The 17,503-nt window shown below is 53.1% G+C and carries 17 protein-coding genes; 8 read left to right on the top strand and 9 right to left on the bottom strand.

Features of this window, described 5'->3' with window-relative positions; genetic code table 11:
* Positions 1-218 precede the first annotated feature (218 nt).
* Positions 219-785 (bottom strand): D-glycero-beta-D-manno-heptose 1,7-bisphosphate 7-phosphatase, encoded by a 567-nt coding sequence (gmhB, locus tag OGX97_RS03645; protein WP_008786280.1) that lies wholly within the window; start codon positions 783-785, stop codon positions 219-221.
* Positions 786-974: 189 nt separating this feature from the next.
* Between gmhB and metN the strand changes: the two genes are divergently transcribed.
* The 6 genes from metN (at position 975) to proS (ending at position 6,569) form a co-directional block, all read left to right on the top strand.
* Positions 975-2,006 (top strand): methionine ABC transporter ATP-binding protein MetN, encoded by a 1,032-nt coding sequence (gene metN / locus OGX97_RS03650; RefSeq protein ID WP_003829140.1) that lies wholly within the window; start codon positions 975-977, stop codon positions 2,004-2,006.
* Positions 1,999-2,652 carry a methionine ABC transporter permease MetI gene (locus OGX97_RS03655; RefSeq protein ID WP_003018471.1) on the top strand — a complete coding sequence of 218 codons (654 nt, stop codon included), beginning with the start codon at positions 1,999-2,001 and terminating at the stop codon, positions 2,650-2,652. Before metN ends, OGX97_RS03655 begins: the two co-directional genes overlap by 8 nt.
* Before the next feature lie 44 nt (positions 2,653-2,696).
* Positions 2,697-3,512, top strand: a complete 816-nt coding sequence (metQ, locus tag OGX97_RS03660) for a methionine ABC transporter substrate-binding lipoprotein MetQ (protein ID WP_003829145.1) — start codon at positions 2,697-2,699, stop codon at positions 3,510-3,512.
* A 116-nt stretch (positions 3,513-3,628) separates the two neighbouring features.
* On the top strand, positions 3,629-4,033 hold the full coding sequence (rcsF, locus tag OGX97_RS03665) for an Rcs stress response system protein RcsF (protein ID WP_003018477.1): 405 nt from the start codon (positions 3,629-3,631) through the stop codon (positions 4,031-4,033).
* Positions 4,030-4,737: a tRNA (N6-threonylcarbamoyladenosine(37)-N6)-methyltransferase TrmO gene (gene tsaA / locus OGX97_RS03670; RefSeq protein WP_008786279.1), complete on the top strand. Its 708-nt coding sequence runs from the start codon at positions 4,030-4,032 to the stop codon at positions 4,735-4,737. Before rcsF ends, tsaA begins: the two co-directional genes overlap by 4 nt.
* A 113-nt stretch (positions 4,738-4,850) precedes the next feature.
* Positions 4,851-6,569, top strand: a complete 1,719-nt coding sequence (gene proS / locus OGX97_RS03675) for a proline--tRNA ligase (RefSeq protein ID WP_003829149.1) — start codon at positions 4,851-4,853, stop codon at positions 6,567-6,569.
* A gap of 44 nt (positions 6,570-6,613) precedes the next feature.
* Here proS and nlpE read toward each other — a convergent pair whose 3' ends face one another.
* Genes nlpE through OGX97_RS03690 form a run of 3 tightly spaced genes read right to left on the bottom strand, consistent with a single transcriptional unit; the run spans position 6,614 to position 8,307 of the window.
* Positions 6,614-7,312, bottom strand: a complete 699-nt coding sequence (gene nlpE, locus OGX97_RS03680) for an envelope stress response activation lipoprotein NlpE (RefSeq protein ID WP_085951559.1) — start codon at positions 7,310-7,312, stop codon at positions 6,614-6,616.
* Positions 7,313-7,342: 30 nt separating this feature from the next.
* Positions 7,343-7,765, bottom strand: coding sequence for an alternative ribosome rescue aminoacyl-tRNA hydrolase ArfB (gene arfB, locus OGX97_RS03685; protein WP_032942412.1), 423 nt, complete (start codon positions 7,763-7,765; stop codon positions 7,343-7,345).
* Positions 7,762-8,307: a YaeQ family protein gene (locus OGX97_RS03690; protein WP_003018497.1), complete on the bottom strand. Its 546-nt coding sequence runs from the start codon at positions 8,305-8,307 to the stop codon at positions 7,762-7,764. Before OGX97_RS03690 ends, arfB begins: the two co-directional genes overlap by 4 nt.
* A gap of 188 nt (positions 8,308-8,495) precedes the next feature.
* On the opposite strand from OGX97_RS03690, the gene OGX97_RS03695 reads away from it, so the two are divergent.
* Both OGX97_RS03695 and rof read left to right on the top strand, forming a co-directional pair.
* Positions 8,496-8,696, top strand: coding sequence for a YaeP family protein (locus OGX97_RS03695; protein WP_003018499.1), 201 nt, complete (start codon positions 8,496-8,498; stop codon positions 8,694-8,696).
* Entirely contained in the window at positions 8,683-8,943 is a 261-nt protein-coding gene (gene rof, locus OGX97_RS03700) for a Rho-binding antiterminator (protein WP_003018503.1), read from the top strand. Before OGX97_RS03695 ends, rof begins: the two co-directional genes overlap by 14 nt.
* A 42-nt stretch (positions 8,944-8,985) precedes the next feature.
* On the opposite strand, the gene tilS is transcribed toward rof, so the two are convergent.
* From tilS to dnaE, 5 genes are all read right to left on the bottom strand, one after another.
* A complete protein-coding gene (tilS, locus tag OGX97_RS03705; RefSeq protein WP_048227058.1) occupies positions 8,986-10,281 on the bottom strand; it encodes a tRNA lysidine(34) synthetase TilS in 1,296 nt (431 codons plus the stop codon).
* Positions 10,282-10,342: 61 nt separating this feature from the next.
* A complete protein-coding gene (locus OGX97_RS03710) occupies positions 10,343-10,732 on the bottom strand; it encodes a VOC family protein (protein ID WP_279850884.1) in 390 nt (129 codons plus the stop codon).
* Between the two features lie 66 nt (positions 10,733-10,798).
* Positions 10,799-12,937, bottom strand: a complete 2,139-nt coding sequence (gene ldcC, locus OGX97_RS03715; RefSeq protein ID WP_100271477.1) for a lysine decarboxylase LdcC — start codon at positions 12,935-12,937, stop codon at positions 10,799-10,801.
* A 99-nt stretch (positions 12,938-13,036) separates the two neighbouring features.
* Entirely contained in the window at positions 13,037-13,996 is a 960-nt protein-coding gene (gene accA, locus OGX97_RS03720) for an acetyl-CoA carboxylase carboxyl transferase subunit alpha (RefSeq protein WP_003829164.1), read from the bottom strand.
* Between the two features lie 12 nt (positions 13,997-14,008).
* On the bottom strand, positions 14,009-17,491 hold the full coding sequence (gene dnaE / locus OGX97_RS03725) for a DNA polymerase III subunit alpha (RefSeq protein ID WP_257119519.1): 3,483 nt from the start codon (positions 17,489-17,491) through the stop codon (positions 14,009-14,011).
* Positions 17,492-17,503: the final 12 nt, after the last annotated feature.

Consider the following 17,503-nt stretch of genomic DNA (forward strand, 5'->3'; position numbering starts at 1 on the left):
ACGCGCTTTAGCGCTCTGTCGCGAGGTGGCGTATATTACGCTTTCCTCTTTCAGAGTCAACCCTCATTTTCAGGTTTTTCCCTTCAACCGAACCGGCTGTTTGTGTGAAGTGATTCACATCCGCCGTGTCGATGGAGGCGCATTATAGGGAGTCGACTCAGGAAGACAAGCGGAAAAATGCATTTTTGTTTCAACCGCTCACCTTTTATCCACAACGCTTACTTTTGCTGCTTTTTGATCGCCATTGGCAGGTCTGCCAGACTATTTATGACCAAATCTGCTGCATTTTCTGCTTCCGGCGTGACGGGTTTGCCTGTGCGCACCAATACCTTCGTGCCAACATTCGCAGCTGTCGCCGCCTGCATATCTTCAATTTTGTCGCCAACCATATAAGAAGCGGCCATATCGATGTGCAAGAAGTCTCGGGCGGAGATAAACATGCCAGGATGCGGTTTACGGCAGTCGCAGACCTGACGATACTCTTCTACAGTACCCTGCGGGTGATGCGGGCAGTAGTAGATACCATCCAGCTCAACGTCGCGATCGGCCAGCGACCAGTCCATCCATTCGGTCAACGTTTCAAACTGCGCCTCAGTAAATTTACCACGCGCGATACCAGACTGGTTCGTCACGATAATAAGCGCGTAACCCATCTTTTTAAGTTCACGCATGGCATCAATAACGCCGTCGATAAACTCAAACTCGTCGATCTCATGTACATAACCGTGGTCCACATTAATGGTACCGTCACGGTCGAGAAAAATTGCGGGTACAGACTTTGCCACCTTTTATAGCTCCTGAATAAGGCATGTGACTCTAGTATCGCATGTTTCAGCGGGCAAGAAAGTGCTCATCGTGCAAAGCCCGATTGATTTAGACGTCTGGATGCCTTAACATCCATCTTGTTGACGGCTTCGACCGTACCTGACAGACGAAAATGCCACGGCTAACTTAATTACGATAATAAATAACCAATGATTAAACTTTCGAATATCACCAAAGTGTTCCAGCAGGGGACTCGCACCATTCAGGCGCTAAATAATGTCAGCCTGCATGTTCCTGCCGGGCAGATTTATGGCGTTATTGGCGCCTCCGGCGCCGGTAAAAGTACGCTCATCCGCTGCGTTAACCTACTCGAACGCCCTACCGAAGGCAGCGTTCAGGTTGGCGGTCAGGAGCTGACCACGCTTTCTGAGTCGGAGTTGACTAAAGCTCGCCGTCAAATCGGCATGATTTTTCAGCACTTTAACCTGCTCTCTTCCCGTACGGTGTTCGGTAACGTCGCACTACCGCTGGAACTGGATAACACGCCAAAAGAAGAGATCAAACGCCGCGTAACAGAACTGTTGGATTTGGTTGGTCTTGGAGACAAGCACGATAGCTACCCGGCCAACCTTTCCGGTGGACAAAAACAGCGTGTGGCAATCGCCCGTGCGCTGGCAAGTAATCCCAAAGTGTTGCTGTGCGATGAAGCCACCAGCGCACTCGATCCGGCAACGACCCGCTCGATTCTGGAATTATTGAAAGATATTAATCGTCGTCTGGGACTCACCATTCTGCTGATTACCCACGAAATGGACGTTGTAAAACGTATTTGTGACTGCGTGGCGGTCATCAGCAATGGTGAACTGATTGAGCAAGACACCGTTAGTGAAGTGTTCTCACATCCGAAAACGCCGCTGGCACAGAAATTTATCCAGTCCACGCTGCACCTGGATATTCCGGAAGATTATCTGGAACGTTTGAAAGCGGAGCCGGAAGCCGACAGCGTGCCGATGCTGCGTATGGAATTCACCGGCCATTCGGTCGATGCACCGCTACTTTCTGAGACGGCCCGTCGGTTTAATGTGAATAACAACATTATTAGCGCGCAGATGGATTACGCCGGCGGTGTGAAGTTCGGCATCATGCTGACTGAAATGCACGGCACACAGGAAGATACACAAGCAGCCATCAGTTGGTTGCAGGAACACCATGTAAAAGTAGAGGTACTGGGTTATGTCTGAGCCGATGATGTGGCTGCTGGTTCGCGGCGTATGGGAAACGCTGGCAATGACCTTTGTGTCCGGTTTTTTTGGCTTTGTGATTGGTCTGCCGGTCGGCGTGTTGCTGTACGTAACGCGTCCGGGGCAAATTATTGAGAACGCGAAGCTCTACCGTACGCTCTCTGCGCTGGTGAACATTTTCCGTTCCATCCCGTTCATCATCTTACTGGTGTGGATGATTCCGTTCACCCGCATGATCGTAGGCACCTCTATCGGACTGCAGGCAGCTATCGTTCCGCTGACCGTCGGTGCCGCGCCGTTTATCGCCCGTATGGTGGAAAACGCGCTGCTCGAAATCCCGACCGGGCTGATAGAAGCCTCTCGTGCGATGGGCGCCACGCCGCTGCAAATTGTACGTAAGGTATTACTGCCAGAAGCGCTGCCAGGACTGGTCAATGCGGCCACCATCACCCTTATCACGCTGGTTGGTTACTCCGCGATGGGCGGTGCCGTCGGTGCCGGTGGTCTTGGACAGATTGGCTATCAGTACGGCTATATTGGTTACAACGCTACCGTAATGAATACAGTACTGGTATTGCTCGTCGTTCTGGTTTATTTAATTCAGTTATCCGGCGATCGCATCGTCCGGGCTGTCACGCACAAATAACGTTGCACACAACACTAAAAACTCATTAAGAAAAGGAAATAAGCATGGCGTTCAAATTCAAAACCTTTGCGGCAGTTGGAGCCCTGATCGGTTCTCTGGCACTTGTGGGTTGCGGTCAGGATGAAAAAGATCCTAATCACATCAAAGTGGGCGTTATTGTTGGCGCAGAGCAGCAGGTTGCAGAAGTCGCGCAGAAAGTGGCAAAAGAAAAATACGGTCTGGACGTTGAGCTGGTCACGTTTAACGATTACGTTCTGCCTAACGAAGCGCTGAGCAAAGGCGATATCGATGCTAACGCCTTCCAGCACAAACCATACCTGGACCAGCAGATCAAAGATCGTGGTTACAAGCTGGTTGCTGTAGGCAATACTTTTGTTTACCCGATTGCGGGCTACTCAAAAAAAATCAAATCACTGGATGAGCTGCAGGACGGTTCCCAGGTCGCGATTCCAAACGACCCGACTAACCTTGGCCGTTCCTTGCTGCTGCTGCAAAAAGTGGGCTTAATCAAACTGAAAGACGGTGTTGGCCTGCTGCCAACCGCGCTGGACGTGATTGAAAACCCGAAAAACCTGAAGCTGGTTGAACTGGAAGCACCGCAGCTGCCGCGTTCCCTGGACGATGCACAAATCGCACTGGCGGTCATCAACACCACCTACGCCAGCCAGATCGGCCTGACTCCGGCAAAAGACGGTATCTTTGTTGAAGATAAAGATTCCCCGTACGTAAACCTGATTGTAACTCGTGAAGACAATAAAGATGCTGAGAACGTGAAGAAATTCGTTGAAGCATACCAGTCTGACGAAGTGTACGAAGCAGCAAACAAAGTCTTCAACGGCGGTGCTGTTAAGGGCTGGTAATTTTAGGCTGTTTACAGAATCTGTAATATCATCAGGACGGGCGCTTGCCCGTCTTGTCATTTATGCAAGCACCTGATTCAATATCTGACGTTTAGATCATTCATTGAGGAAATATTATGCGTGCTTTACCGATCTGTTTAGTAGCACTCTTGCTGAGCGGCTGTTCTATGTTAAGCAGATCCCCTGTTGAACCCGTTCAAAGCACCGCAACCCCGCCGAAAGCGGAGCCGGAAAAACCGAAAGCACCGCGCGCTACGCCGGTAAGAATCATTACTAACGCTGAAGATTTAGTAGGCAAACCGTTCCGCGATCTTGGCGAAGTTAGCGGTGAATCCTGCCAGGCTTCAAACCAGGATTCCCCTCCGAGCATTCCAACCGCACGCAAACGCATGCAGATTAACGCATCAAAAATGAAAGCTAATGCGGTATTGCTGCACAGTTGCGAAGTGACCAGCGGAACGCCGGGTTGCTATCGTCAGGCGGTTTGCATCGGTTCTGCACTGAACATTTCGGCGAAATGAGTCATTTTCAGTTCGAGCAAATAGGCGTTATCCGCTCACCTTATAAAGAAAAGTTCGCCGTTCCACGCCAGCCCGGTCTGGTGAAAAGCGCCAGCGGTGAACTGCATTTGCTCGCACCTTATAACCAGGCCGATGCCGTTCGCGGCCTGGAAGCCTTCAGTCATTTGTGGGTGATTTTTGTTTTTCACCAGACAATGGAAGGTGGATGGCGTCCGACCGTGCGCCCTCCCCGCCTTGGCGGCAACGCCAGAATGGGTGTCTTTGCCACGCGTTCAACGTTTCGTCCTAACCCTGTTGGCATGTCGTTGGTTGAGCTACGGGGCATCCGCTGCCATAAAGAGCACGTGATCCTCGAACTCGGTGGGCTGGATCTTGTTGATGGCACGCCAGTCGTAGATATAAAACCGTATCTGCCGTTTGCCGAATCGTTACCCGATGCTCGCGCCAGCTATGCTCAGGATGCCCCCAAGGCCAGCATAGACGTGACGTTCAGTGAAGATCTCGCGGAGCAGCTACCGAAGCTCGAACAACGTTACCCGCATCTTCGTCAGTTTATTGCCGAAGTGCTGGCGCAGGATCCGCGTCCTGCCTACCGTAAAAACGAGGAAGAAGGCAAAACCTACGCCGTCTGGCTGCTGGACTTTAACGTCCGCTGGCGCGTCACGCCGTCAGGATTTGAGGTCTTTGCTCTGGAAGCCCGCTAATTTGCGTCGCGTACTCTTTTGACATCCCTTTCTCGCTGGTAAACTAAACCACTTTTGTTTTGTGCCAGGCTCGTTTTGAGCCTGTTCGATCGTTCAACTGGAACCGTAACAACATGCGTACTAGCCAATATCTGCTCTCCACTCTGAAGGAGACACCTGCCGACGCCGAAGTCATCAGCCACCAGCTGATGCTGCGCGCCGGGATGATCCGCAAGCTGGCCTCCGGGTTATATACCTGGCTGCCGACCGGCGTGCGCGTCCTGAAAAAAGTCGAAAACATCGTGCGTGAAGAGATGAACAACGCCGGTGCGATCGAGGTGTTGATGCCGGTCGTTCAGCCTTCTGAACTGTGGGAAGAGAGCGGCCGTTGGGAACAATACGGCCCGGAACTGCTGCGTATTGCTGACCGTGGCGATCGTTCGTTCGTCCTCGGCCCAACGCATGAAGAAGTGATCACCGACCTGATCCGTAACGAGCTGAGCTCTTACAAACAGCTGCCGCTGAACTTCTATCAGATCCAGACCAAATTCCGTGACGAAGTCCGTCCGCGCTTCGGCGTGATGCGCTCCCGCGAATTCCTGATGAAAGATGCATACTCTTTCCACACCTCTCAGGAATCCCTGCAGGAAACCTACGACGCGATGTACGCTGCGTATAGCAAAATCTTCAGCCGTATGGGGCTGGATTTCCGTGCAGTACAAGCGGATACCGGTTCTATCGGCGGCAGCGCCTCTCACGAATTCCAGGTGCTGGCGCAGAGCGGCGAAGACGATGTGATCTTCTCCGACTCCTCTGACTATGCGGCGAACATCGAATTTGCCGAAGCCGTTGCGCCGAAAGAGCCGCGCGCGGCAGCAACCCAGGAAATGACGCTGGTAGATACGCCGAACGCTAAAACCATCGCCGAACTGGTTGAGCAGTTCAACCTGCCTATCGAAAAAACCGTGAAAACCCTGCTGGTGAAAGCGGTTGAAGGCAGCAGCTACCCGCTGGTCGCCCTGCTGGTTCGTGGCGATCACGAGCTGAACGAAGTCAAAGCGGAAAAACTGCCGCAGGTTGCCAGCCCGCTGACCTTTGCCACCGAAGAAGAAATTCGTGCGCTGGTGAAAGCAGGTCCTGGCTCGCTCGGTCCGGTGAATATGCCAATTCCGGTGGTTATCGACCGTACCGTTGCAGTAATGAGCGATTTCGCTGCCGGTGCCAACATCGACGGAAAACACTATTTCGGTATCAACTGGGATCGCGACGTGGCCACCCCGGAAGTTGCTGACATCCGTAACGTGGTCGCCGGCGACCCTAGCCCGGACGGCAAAGGTACGCTGATGATCAAACGCGGTATCGAAGTCGGCCACATCTTCCAGTTGGGTACCAAGTACTCTGAAGCGATGAAAGCCGCTGTTCAGGGCGAAGATGGCCGTAACCAGACGCTGACTATGGGCTGCTACGGTATCGGGGTCACTCGCGTAGTCGCTGCTGCTATTGAACAGAACTTTGACGATCGTGGCATCGTATGGCCAGATGCCATCGCCCCGTTCCAGGTTGCTATTCTGCCAATGAACATGCACAAGTCCTACCGTGTGCAAGAGTTGGCTGAAAAGCTATATGCTGAGCTGCGCGCGCAGGGTATCGAAGTGCTGATGGACGATCGTAAAGAGCGTCCGGGCGTGATGTTTGCCGATATGGAACTGATCGGTATCCCACACACCATCGTGCTGGGCGACCGTAACCTCGACAACGACGATATCGAATACAAATACCGTCGTAACGGCGAGAAAGAGCTGATTAAAACCGGCGACATCGTCGACTTCCTGGTCAAAGCCATTAAAGGCTAATACCAACAAAAAGGCCCTGATTATCAGGGCCTTTTTTCTATCGATTAATTACACGCTTTACCAGGGATAAATTTCGCGTCTTTATCCGCCATCAACGTTTTCACTTTCTCACCCGTATCCGGATTTGACTCCAGCGTGAAATGCGCCTCAAGCGTCAGCAGTACGGACTGTCCGTTTTCCGCACGAGCGGCTAAATAGTCGCGTTCAAGCTGAGCGTTATTCGCCACCGGCATCCGTTTACCCGTTGCGCAGTCGGTAAAGATTGCCGCGTCAGCCATATAGAAATACATGCCTCGCATCGGCATTGGCGTCACCGGTAAGCTGGCGGAAACCGGCTGGAGCGTGTAGTTAAACTGTGACTCAATCGGGTTACCTTCACGATCGAGCATTTCCAGCGCCTCGCCTTTAGCCCGGTAGTACGATTTTTCACCTTTGCTGTCGGTCAGCACCAGTTTGTCGGCTGTACGCGCCCATGTGCCATAAGAGGCAAATGAAGACGGTTCATCCCGCACGCCCTGATAGCGTTCGTTCATCACCCATGTACCGTCTTTTTCCAGAAACAGAGAGGTTTCAATCCCTTCGCAGTCCGCGCAAGGTAAGATGCCACGCCAGCTTTGCTGCATCGGTTTTAATTCTGCCGCCCGCGTCGGCTGTAGTACTTCAACTTCAGTACGGTTATTACAGCCGATCAAGGAAAAAAGCGTGCATGCAGCGACCACGGACAATATTGCTGTTTTCACTATCAATTCCTTATTAATTTTTATTCCCGCTCGTCAGTCTTGCGTTCGACGAACTCTCCCGCGCAGTGCTTTCACTGTGGATTTTTGCGCCTTCGATGACAACCTGCGCTCTTTCGAGGCGCGCGTAGGGCGAGTTGCCTGTCGGCTTTTTTGCACCGCGGTTAATTCTTTTATCACCGCCACCAGTCGGGAGATTGCCGCTTCCCGATTGAGCTCCTGGCTACGGTATTCCTGCGCCTTAATGATAATAATGCCATCGCCGCTAATCAGATGATGGCTGGCGGCCAGCAGGCGTTCCTTGTAATACTCTGGCAGGCTCGAGGCCCGAATGTCAAAGCGCAAATGGATAGCCGTCGAGGTCTTGTTAACGTGCTGACCACCCGCGCCTTGTGCCCGAATCGCCGTGATTTCCAGCTCATTATCAGGGATAGAGACGTTTCGGGAGAGAACAATCATGAACGCGGCTGCCACGCGGTCAGATGAATTTCCAGATTGTTCTGAGAGTCGGACAGCCAAATAGCGCCGTCCTGAATAGTCGCCTGCAGCGCCATTGTACGACCAGCAAAATCACTCAGTTGCGCCAGCTGTTCATCATCCAGATACCACACGGTGAGATTTTTAAACTGCGCACATTTGTTCTGGTTTTGCTGCCACCAGATCTGAGCCGCACGACTGTTGTAGGCAAACAGAGCAACCTCACCAGACTGGGTACAGGCTTTCTTGATACGGCGCTCATCCGGCAGACCCAGCTCAATCCAAAGATCGATGCCCAGATGGTCGTTACGCAGCCATGCTTCAGGCTCGTCTTCCGCGCTCAGGCCACGCGTGAACTGCAGCCGTTCATCGGCATATTTAATCCAGGCCAGCAGGCGCAGCATCATGCGCTCCTGGGTTTCAGAGGGGTGACGCGCCAGCGTCAAGGCCGCGTCAAGAAACTGGTTACGGTCAAGATCCGCTACGTTGACGACGGCTTTATAAATTGTCGCTTTAAGCGCCATGGGAGAACTCCTTTCGAATCAGGCGCACATTGTAGCGAAAACTGCGGCAAAAGGCTGCTAACTGCTCATCTATCAAGGCGCTGATATTGCTTGAATGAGTATGGTATAGTCACCTTGCTAAACAGAGTTTATCTTCGTAGGCTTAGACTTGCATCCACGGTTAAGTCAGAGTGCTGACAGGAGGGCATGTGGAAAAATATTGTGAGTTAATACGCAAGCGGTACGCGGAAATCGCCAGCGGAGACTTAGGGTATATCCCGGATGCGCTGGGTTGCGTATTGAAGGTGCTTAATGAAGTGGCGGCAGACAGCGCCCTTCCAGAGTCGGTCAGGGAAAAAGCGGCCTATGCTGCCGCGAACTTACTGGTGAGCGATTATGTCAATGAATGAAACGTATCAACCCATCAATTGCGATGATTACGACAATCTTGAACTCGCCTGCCAGCACCATTTGTTACTGACGCTGGCGTTAAAAGATGGCGAAGTTTTGCAGGCGAAAGCGAACGACCTGGTTTCACGCAAAAACGTGGAGTATCTGGTCGCAGATGTCGCAGGTGAAACCCGGGAGCTTCGCCTCGACAAAATTGCCAGCTTCAGCCACCCGCAGATCGGTACCGTGGTGGTCAGCGAATCCTGATTATTTTGGTGCCGGATGACGGTGCAAAGCACCTTATCCGGCCTACTTTCCACGCCAAACCAGACTCACGCCTTCTTCATCTTCCGCCGCTCCCTCACGCGTCACGAAAACACCCGCAGCCGCAATCAACGTTTCGCCGTAAAACAGCAGCGGTGTGGTATCTCGTCGCCAGGGCGGGATCCCCTGCTCCTGCCAGATTTTCTTTAATTTCCGTCCACCGTTACGCCCAACAATATGCAATAACCCTGGTGCTTTGAAACGAATGCTGACAGCTTCATCCGCTTGCGGCATGCGCAATTCACCCGCAGAGATTAACTGAACCGAACCCAATCCGGCAGGCAGCGCCAACGGTGTTTTCCACTCTAGCCATGGGATAACGGTTTCGCTTTGCCCATCGACTGACTTCACCCACCACAGCTGTGACTGATAACGACGGACCTCGTACTCCCCGAGGCGAAAACAGGGTGAGGCATCTTCCCGCGCCAGCGCCACTTCCTGCCAGATACGTTCCAGTCCATCACGAGAAGGCATCGGCGCATTTAACCCCGCCAGCCAGCGACGAAGCAGCGCGGCACGACGCACGTCGCTCATCATCATTAACGGTACCAGTAGCAGTGTGCCGTGGGCTGTGATGCAATCGGCTAAATCGCTGGCCAGCAGTTCATCCAGTAAACTCTCCTGCTCAGCACACAGCGCGGCGCTGCGGGCTACGGCTTGCGCGAAGTGCGGCCAGCGCTGTTGCAGCAATGGGGTAACGCGCAATCTGAGAAAATTGCGATCGTAGGTATCATCCTGATTGCTTTCATCTTCAATCCAGCATAATTCATGCTGCCGCGCCCATGCTTCAAGCGCCTCTCGCGTTTGCGCCAGCAGCGGTCGAATCAGCTGGGTTCCGGCGAACGGTGAGTTTTCGCCCATGGCGGAAAGTCCGGCAGGGCCGCTGCCGCGCTTAAGCGCCAGCAGAAAGGTTTCACACTGGTCATCGAGATGCTGGGCAGTCATTAGCACCTCGCCCGGTAGTAAGGTCTGCGCAAATGCCTGATAGCGCGCGCGTCGTGCCTGAGCTTCGATGCCCAGACCATCATCCTCAAGGTGTACCCGCTCAACCACCAGCGGCACCTGCCACTGCATACATACTGACTCACAGTGCTGCACCCAACTGTCTGCATGTGGGCTTAATCCGTGATGAATATGGATTGCGCGTAAAGCGACCTCAGGATGCTGCGCTCGCCACTGCACCAGCTGATGCAGGAGTACGGTTGAGTCCAGCCCGCCGCTAAAGGCGACCAAAATCGATTGAGAATTCAGCAGTGAAGTGTTCAGCGTGAGTGTCGTCATGATGGTTACTTACAATGGCATTGCCCGGCACGTTACCGGGCTAACGCCACAATGACAAGCCTTACAGCTCGTACAGTTCGAGGGGCAATCCGTCCGGATCGTTGAAAAACGTAAAGCGTTTACCTGTAAATGGATCGATACGTATGGATTCACACTTCACGTGGTGTGCTTCCAGATGCGCGATCGACTTTTCCACATCCTCCACGCTGAACGCCAGATGACGCAAACCGCAGGCTTCCGGTCGGCTCGGACGGCAAGGTGGAAACGGGAAAGAAAAAAGCTCAATCACATACTGGCCGTTCAATGCCAGATCGCCTTTCCACGAGTCTCTCTCTTCCCGATAGGCTTCGCTCATCAGTGTAAAGCCAAGCACATCGCAGTAAAATGCCTTACTTGTCGCGTAGTCCGTCGCAATAATGGCAATATGGTGAACCTGTTTTAATCCCAGCATAGCGTCATCGCCTCTTTCATTTTTCTGTCAGCACGTTACTCGTACGTCTTAGGGTCAGGCAAGTCGTTATGCCATTTTTAAGACTCTCACGCGATACACACCATCCTCGCCCAGTTTAGCGCCATGGATATCGGTTTCAAATCCCGGGTAGCGCTGCCCCACTGAACACAGCATCAGAAGAAAATCGAGGACAGCCCGGCTTTTGGCAGTGATCATTTCCCCAGGCATCAAGAGCGGCACGCCAGGAGGATAAGGCAGGATCATATTGGCGGACACGCGCCCTACCAGTTGATCAAGCGCCACGGTTTCCACCTCACCTTTGATCTGCCGCTGCCAGGCCTGGTGCGGTGTCATTTTCATTTCCGGCAAAGTATCAAATGCCCGCAGCATCAGTCCGGAGAGATCGTGCTGGCGGATCAACTTATGGATCCCCTGTGCCAGATCCTGAATACGCATATTGCGATAGAAATCGGGATCTTCAGCATACAGATCCGGCAGCATATTTTTTACGCGTAAATTCAGATCGTACGAGCGCTTAAATTCCGTCAGGCCACGTAGCAGCCCCATCGCCCGGGTTTTATCTATGCCAATACTGAACAGGAACAACAGGTTATACGGTCCCGTTTTTTCGACGACGACGCCGCGTTCATCAAGGAATTTCGCCACCAGCGCCGCGGGGATCCCCTCTTCGCTCATATTTCCCTGTTCATCCATTCCCGGCGTCAGAATCGTGACCTTCACCGGGTCGAGGAACATGTGGTCGGCATCAGCATCAACAAATCCGTGCCAGTCTTCACCTGGCGCTACCGGCCAACATTCTGCTTCATCGACCTTTTCCGGCTGCCAGATATCAAAGAACCAGCCATCCGACTCTTCGCGTAGACGCTGTACTTCTTTACGGAAATGCAACGCCCGTTCCACCGAACGATTGATTAACCGCTTGCCGGAATTGCCACGCAGCATTGCCGCTGCCGTTTCTATCGACGCCACAATCGGATAGCTCGGAGACGTGGAGGTGTGCATCATAAAGGCTTCGTTGAACGTGTCTTCGTCGTAGTCACCCTTAATGTGGATCAGCGAAGCCTGTGACAACGCCGCCAGCATCTTGTGGGTGGACTGTGTTTCAAAAATCACCTTTCCCGGTACCCGTTCGCCGCTCATCCCGCTTTTCCCCTGATAGATCGGATGAAAATGGGTATATGGCACCCAGGCTGAATCAAAATGGATGGAGGGCACATCCAGGGTTTGCTTGATCCAGTTGGTGTTATAAAGCAGCCCGTCATAGGTGGAGTTGGTGATCACCGCGTGTACCGGCCATTGCGCCTGAGTCGTCTCTTCTACCTTACGTTCAATACTTGCATGGGTAAATTCCCGACGGGGTATACCGCCGAGGATCCCCAACGCGTTACGCGTAGGCTTCAACCAGATTGGCACCACATCGCTCATCATCAGCAAATGCGCCAGCGACTTATGGCAGTTGCGGTCAATCAGTAGCGTACTGCCTGCAGGCGCAGCATACATGCCGACAATTTTGTTCGACGTCGAGGTGCCGTTGGTCACCATATAGCTCTGTTCGGCACCAAAAGTACGCGCGATATACTCCTCCGCTTCGAGGTGCGGACCGGTATGATCAAGCAATGAACCCAGTTCGGTTACGGAAATGGACACGTCGGCTTTCAGCGTATTGCCGCCAAAGAAATCATAGAACAGGCAGCCGACCGGGCTTTTCTGGTACGCCGTCCCCGCCATGTGCCCGGGCGTACAGAAGGTATACTTTCCTTCCTTCACATAGGTAAACAGCGCCTTGGTGAACGGAGGCGTGATGTTATCGAGGTATTCGCTGGTGTACTGGCGAATGCGGGTGGCAATGTCTTCAGACTGACCCAGCGCATACTCAAAAAACCACAGCGCCATGCGCAGGTCGTGCGCACTGACATCCATCGTCGAATGGGTATTAATAAAGGCGTAGAGCGGGAGATACTCGTTGAGCTGGTTGATGTCACTGCACAGCTCCAGGCTATATTCATCCCAGTCAAAAATGACGCCGCAAATTCGCGGGTTGTGTTCGATAAATTTCAGCAAGTCAACGCTATTCTGCGGCCAGATAATCTGAAATCCCTGCTGTTGCAGCGCACGTTCAAGTTCCTTGATGGGCTCATCTTTATAAAAGACGCCATGCGGTCCCATGATGGCAATGATATTCATGCGTTCCTCCTGGAAAAACCTTAGTTAATCATAGCCTGGCCAAACCACAGGTAAAAAAAAGGGCCACAACGTTGTGGCCCTTTTCGGAATTAATGCAGTTTACGCGTAACCGTAGCTCATCAGACGCTGGTAACGACGGTTTTTCAGATCGTCTTTGCTTAACACGTCGAGATCGGCGAGATCGGCCAGCAGCTGTGCTTTCAGGGACGCAGCCATCACTTCCGGATTGCGGTGTGCGCCGCCTAACGGTTCCGGAATGATAGAGTCGATAAGCTTCAGCTCTTTCAGACGCGGGGCAACAATTCCCATCGCTTCTGCGGCCAGCGGTGCTTTGTCGGCGCTTTTCCACAGAATTGAAGCACAACCTTCCGGGGAGATAACGGAATAGGTGCTGTATTGCAGCATATTCACTTTATCGCCTACACCGATCGCCAGCGCGCCACCGGAACCACCTTCACCGATAACGGTACAGATTACCGGTACGCTCAGACGCGACATTTCACGCAGGTTGCGTGCGATCGCTTCTGACTGACCACGCTCTTCCGCGCCCACGCCCGGGTAAGCCCCTGGGGTGTCGATAAAGGTAATGATCGGCATGTTGAAACGCTCGGCCATTTCCATCAGACGCAGCGCTTTGCGATAGCCTTCCGGCGCTGGCATGCCGAAATTACGGCGAATCTTTTCTTTGGTCTCACGGCCTTTCTGATGACCAATGATCATCACCGGACGGCCATCCAGACGCGCGATACCGCCGACAATAGCTTTATCATCCGCATAGGCACGATCGCCCGCCAGCTCATCAAATTCATCAAACGCCAGGCGGACATAATCCAGGGTGTACGGACGCTGTGGATGGCGCGCCAGTTGGGCTACCTGCCATGCGCCAAGATCGGCGAAGATTTTACGCGTCAGTTCTACGCTTTTTTCACGCAGGCGATGCACTTCTTCATCGATGTTAATATCCAGTTTCTCATCCTGACGGCTAACCGCAGTCAAAGAATCGATTTTTGCTTCCAGCTCTGCAATCGGCTGTTCAAAATCAAGGAAATTCAGACTCATAGTATTCCTGTATTAGTCAAACTCCAGTTCCACCTGCTCCGAACCAATAAGGCCACGGAGATCGTTTAGCAAACGATCGCTCGGAGAAACACGCCACGTCGCGCCAAAACGCAACCGCGCACGTGCATCCGCCCTCTGATAGTAGAGATGTACTGGAATTGTCCCCGAGCGGTGGGGTTCCAGAGACTGACGGAGTCGGTTTAAAAGCTGGTCATCAATTTGCCTGTCCGTCAGCGAGATAGCAAGCCCGCGAGCATATTTTTCCCGGGCTTCGTCAATATCCATGACTTCACGGGCCATCATTTTAAGCCCGCCGCTGAAGTCATCAAAGCTGACCTGTCCGCTGACGATAAGTATGCGGTCTTTTTCCAGCAATTGCTGGTATTTATCCAGAGCATCGGTAAACAACATAACTTCCAGACGTCCGGAACGGTCATCCAGTGTACAGATGCCGATACGATTGCCGCGCTTGGTGACCATTACCCGCGCAGCAATGACGAGCCCCGCAGCCGTGGTGACTTTACCACGTTCTGTCGGATGCATGTCTTTCAGCCTGTAGCCTCCGACATAGCGCTCAATTTCTTTTAAATACTGGTTGATGGGGTGTCCCGTCAGGTAAAGCCCCAACGTTTCACGCTCACCATCTAATACCACCTGCTCCGGCCACGGTTGGCAACTGGCATAGGATTGTTCAATTTGCTCCGGTTCTTCCGCCAGCACGCCAAACATATCGGCCTGACCGATAGCTTCGGCTTTTGCATGCTGATCGGCGGCTTTTAACGCATCGTTGAGCGAATTCATCAACGCCGCGCGATGCGGGCCAAGGCGATCAAACGCCCCGGACATAATTAGCTTTTCCAGCACCCGGCGGTTAAGTTTTTTGATATCCGTGCGCGCGCAGAGATCAAACAGCTCACGGAAGTAACCGCCTTCGTTACGCGCCTCAATAATAGCTTCAATTGGTCCTTCACCCACGCCTTTTATCGCGCCGATGCCATAAACAATCTCGCCATCATCATTCACGTGAAAATGGTAAAGCCCGGAGTTGATGTCCGGCGGCAGGATTTTGAGCCCCATACGCCAGCATTCATCTACCAGCCCGACCACTTTCTCAGTGTTATCCATATCGGCGGTCATTACCGCCGCCATAAATTCAGCAGGATAATGCGCCTTCAGCCACAGCGTCTGGTAAGAGACGAGCGCATAGGCTGCGGAGTGCGATTTGTTAAATCCGTAACCGGCGAATTTCTCCACCAGGTCAAAGATTTTCATCGCCAGTTCGCCGTCTACGCCGCGCTTTTTCGCCCCTTCTTCAAAGGTGCCGCGCTGCTTAGCCATCTCTTCCGGCTTTTTCTTACCCATCGCACGACGCAGCATATCCGCGCCGCCAAGGGTGTACCCGGACAACTCCTGGGCAATCTGCATAACCTGTTCCTGATACAGGATAATGCCGTAGGTCGGCTCCAGTACCGGTTTCAGACACTCATGCTGCCATTGTACGTCCGGGTAGGAAATCTCTTCGCGACCATGCTTACGGTCGATAAAGTTATCTACCATCCCCGACTGTAGCGGACCTGGGCGGAACAGAGCCACCAGTGCGATCATGTCTTCGAAGCAGTCAGGCTGCAGACGTTTGATCAGGTCTTTCATACCGCGGGATTCAAGCTGGAAGACCGCCGTGGTCTCCGAGCGTTGCAGCATATCGAAGCTTTTCTTGTCATCCAGCGGGATAGCCGCAATATCCAGCGGTGGCTCACCGTTCTTTTCACGGCGCGCGTTGATCATTTCCAGCGCCCAGTTGATGATAGTGAGCGTACGCAGGCCGAGGAAGTCGAACTTCACAAGACCGGCATATTCCACGTCGTTCTTATCAAACTGAGTAACCGGGTGCAGCCCCTGCTCATCGCAGTACAGAGGCGCAAAATCAGTAATTTTTGTCGGTGCGATAACCACACCACCGGCGTGCTTACCAGCGTTACGCGTGACGCCTTCCAGCTTACGCGCCATATCGATCAGCGCTTTAACCTCTTCATCTGCCTCATAGATTTCCGGCAGTTGGGGTTCGGCTTCAAAGGCTTTTGCCAGCGTCATGCCCGGGTCGGGCGGCACCAGTTTCGAAATACGGTCAACGAAACCGTACGGATGCCCCAGCACGCGGCCCACGTCGCGGATAACCGCTTTTGCAGCCATCGTACCAAAGGTAATAATCTGCGAAACCGCATCACGACCGTACATTTCCGCCACGTGCTCGATAACCTGGTCGCGTTTCTCCATACAGAAGTCAACGTCGAAGTCGGGCATTGAGACACGTTCCGGGTTAAGGAAACGTTCGAACAGCAGGTCAAACTCCAGCGGGTCGAGATCGGTAATTTTCAGCGCATAGGCGACAAGTGAGCCAGCGCCGGAACCACGTCCCGGGCCTACCGGTACGCCGTTATCTTTCGACCACTGGATAAATTCCATAACGATCAGGAAGTAGCCTGGGAATCCCATCTGGTTGATAACTTTAAGTTCAACTTCCAGACGTTCATCGTAAGGCGGGCGCTTCTGCGCACGAACTTCAGGGTCAGGGAACAAAAATTCGAGACGTTCTTCCAGCCCTTCGCGTGATTTCGCCACGAGGAAATCCTCGGTGGTCATATCGCCGGTCGGGAACTGCGGCAGGAAATATTCGCCCAGACGCACCGTCACGTTGCAGCGTTTGGCTATCTCGACGGTGTTTTGCAGTGCTTCCGGAATATCGGAGAACAGCTCGCACATCTCATCTTCGCTGCGCATGTACTGCTGCGGCGAATAGTTACGCGGGCGTTTCGGGTCATCAAGGGTGAACCCGTCGTGGATCGCTACGCGGATTTCATGCGCATCGAAATCTCCGGTTTCCAGGAAGCGGACATCGTTAGTCGCCACCACCGGTAGACCACGCGTTTCGGCCAGTGCTACAGCTGTGTGCAGATAATTTTCTTCATCTTGCCTGCCGGTGCGAATCAGTTCGAGGAAATAGCAATTGGGAAAATGTTCTTCGTAAAACGCCACGCACTCGTCAACCAGTGCGCTATTGCCGCGCAGCAGGCTGCGTCCGACATCGCCCATGCGACCGCCGGAGAGCAAAATCAAACCTTCTTTTAGCTCAACCAACCAGTCCCGGTCGATAACCGGTCCTTCTGCGCCATAGCCGCGCTGATAGGCTTTCGAAATCAACAACGTCAGGTTCTGATAGCCGGTATTATTTGCGGCCAGCACGGTGAGCTGCGTGAGTTCATCACCCAACAGCTCACTGCGGACATGAAAATCTGCGCCAACTATCGGCTTGATACCCGCGCCGTGGCCCGCTCCGTAAAACTTCACCAGACCACACAGGTTGGTAAAATCGGTGATCGCCAGCGCAGGCATGCCTAACGCGGCCGCCTTTTTCACCAGCGGCCCGGTTTTCGCCAGCCCATCGATCATGGAGTAGTCGCTGTGCACCCGTAGGTGGACGAAACGTGGTTCAGACATCTTCAGATTCCT

It is taken from the genome of Citrobacter sp. Cpo061 (assembly GCF_030332845.1).
In the GTDB taxonomy this organism is placed as follows: Bacteria; Pseudomonadota; Gammaproteobacteria; order Enterobacterales; family Enterobacteriaceae; genus Citrobacter; species Citrobacter portucalensis.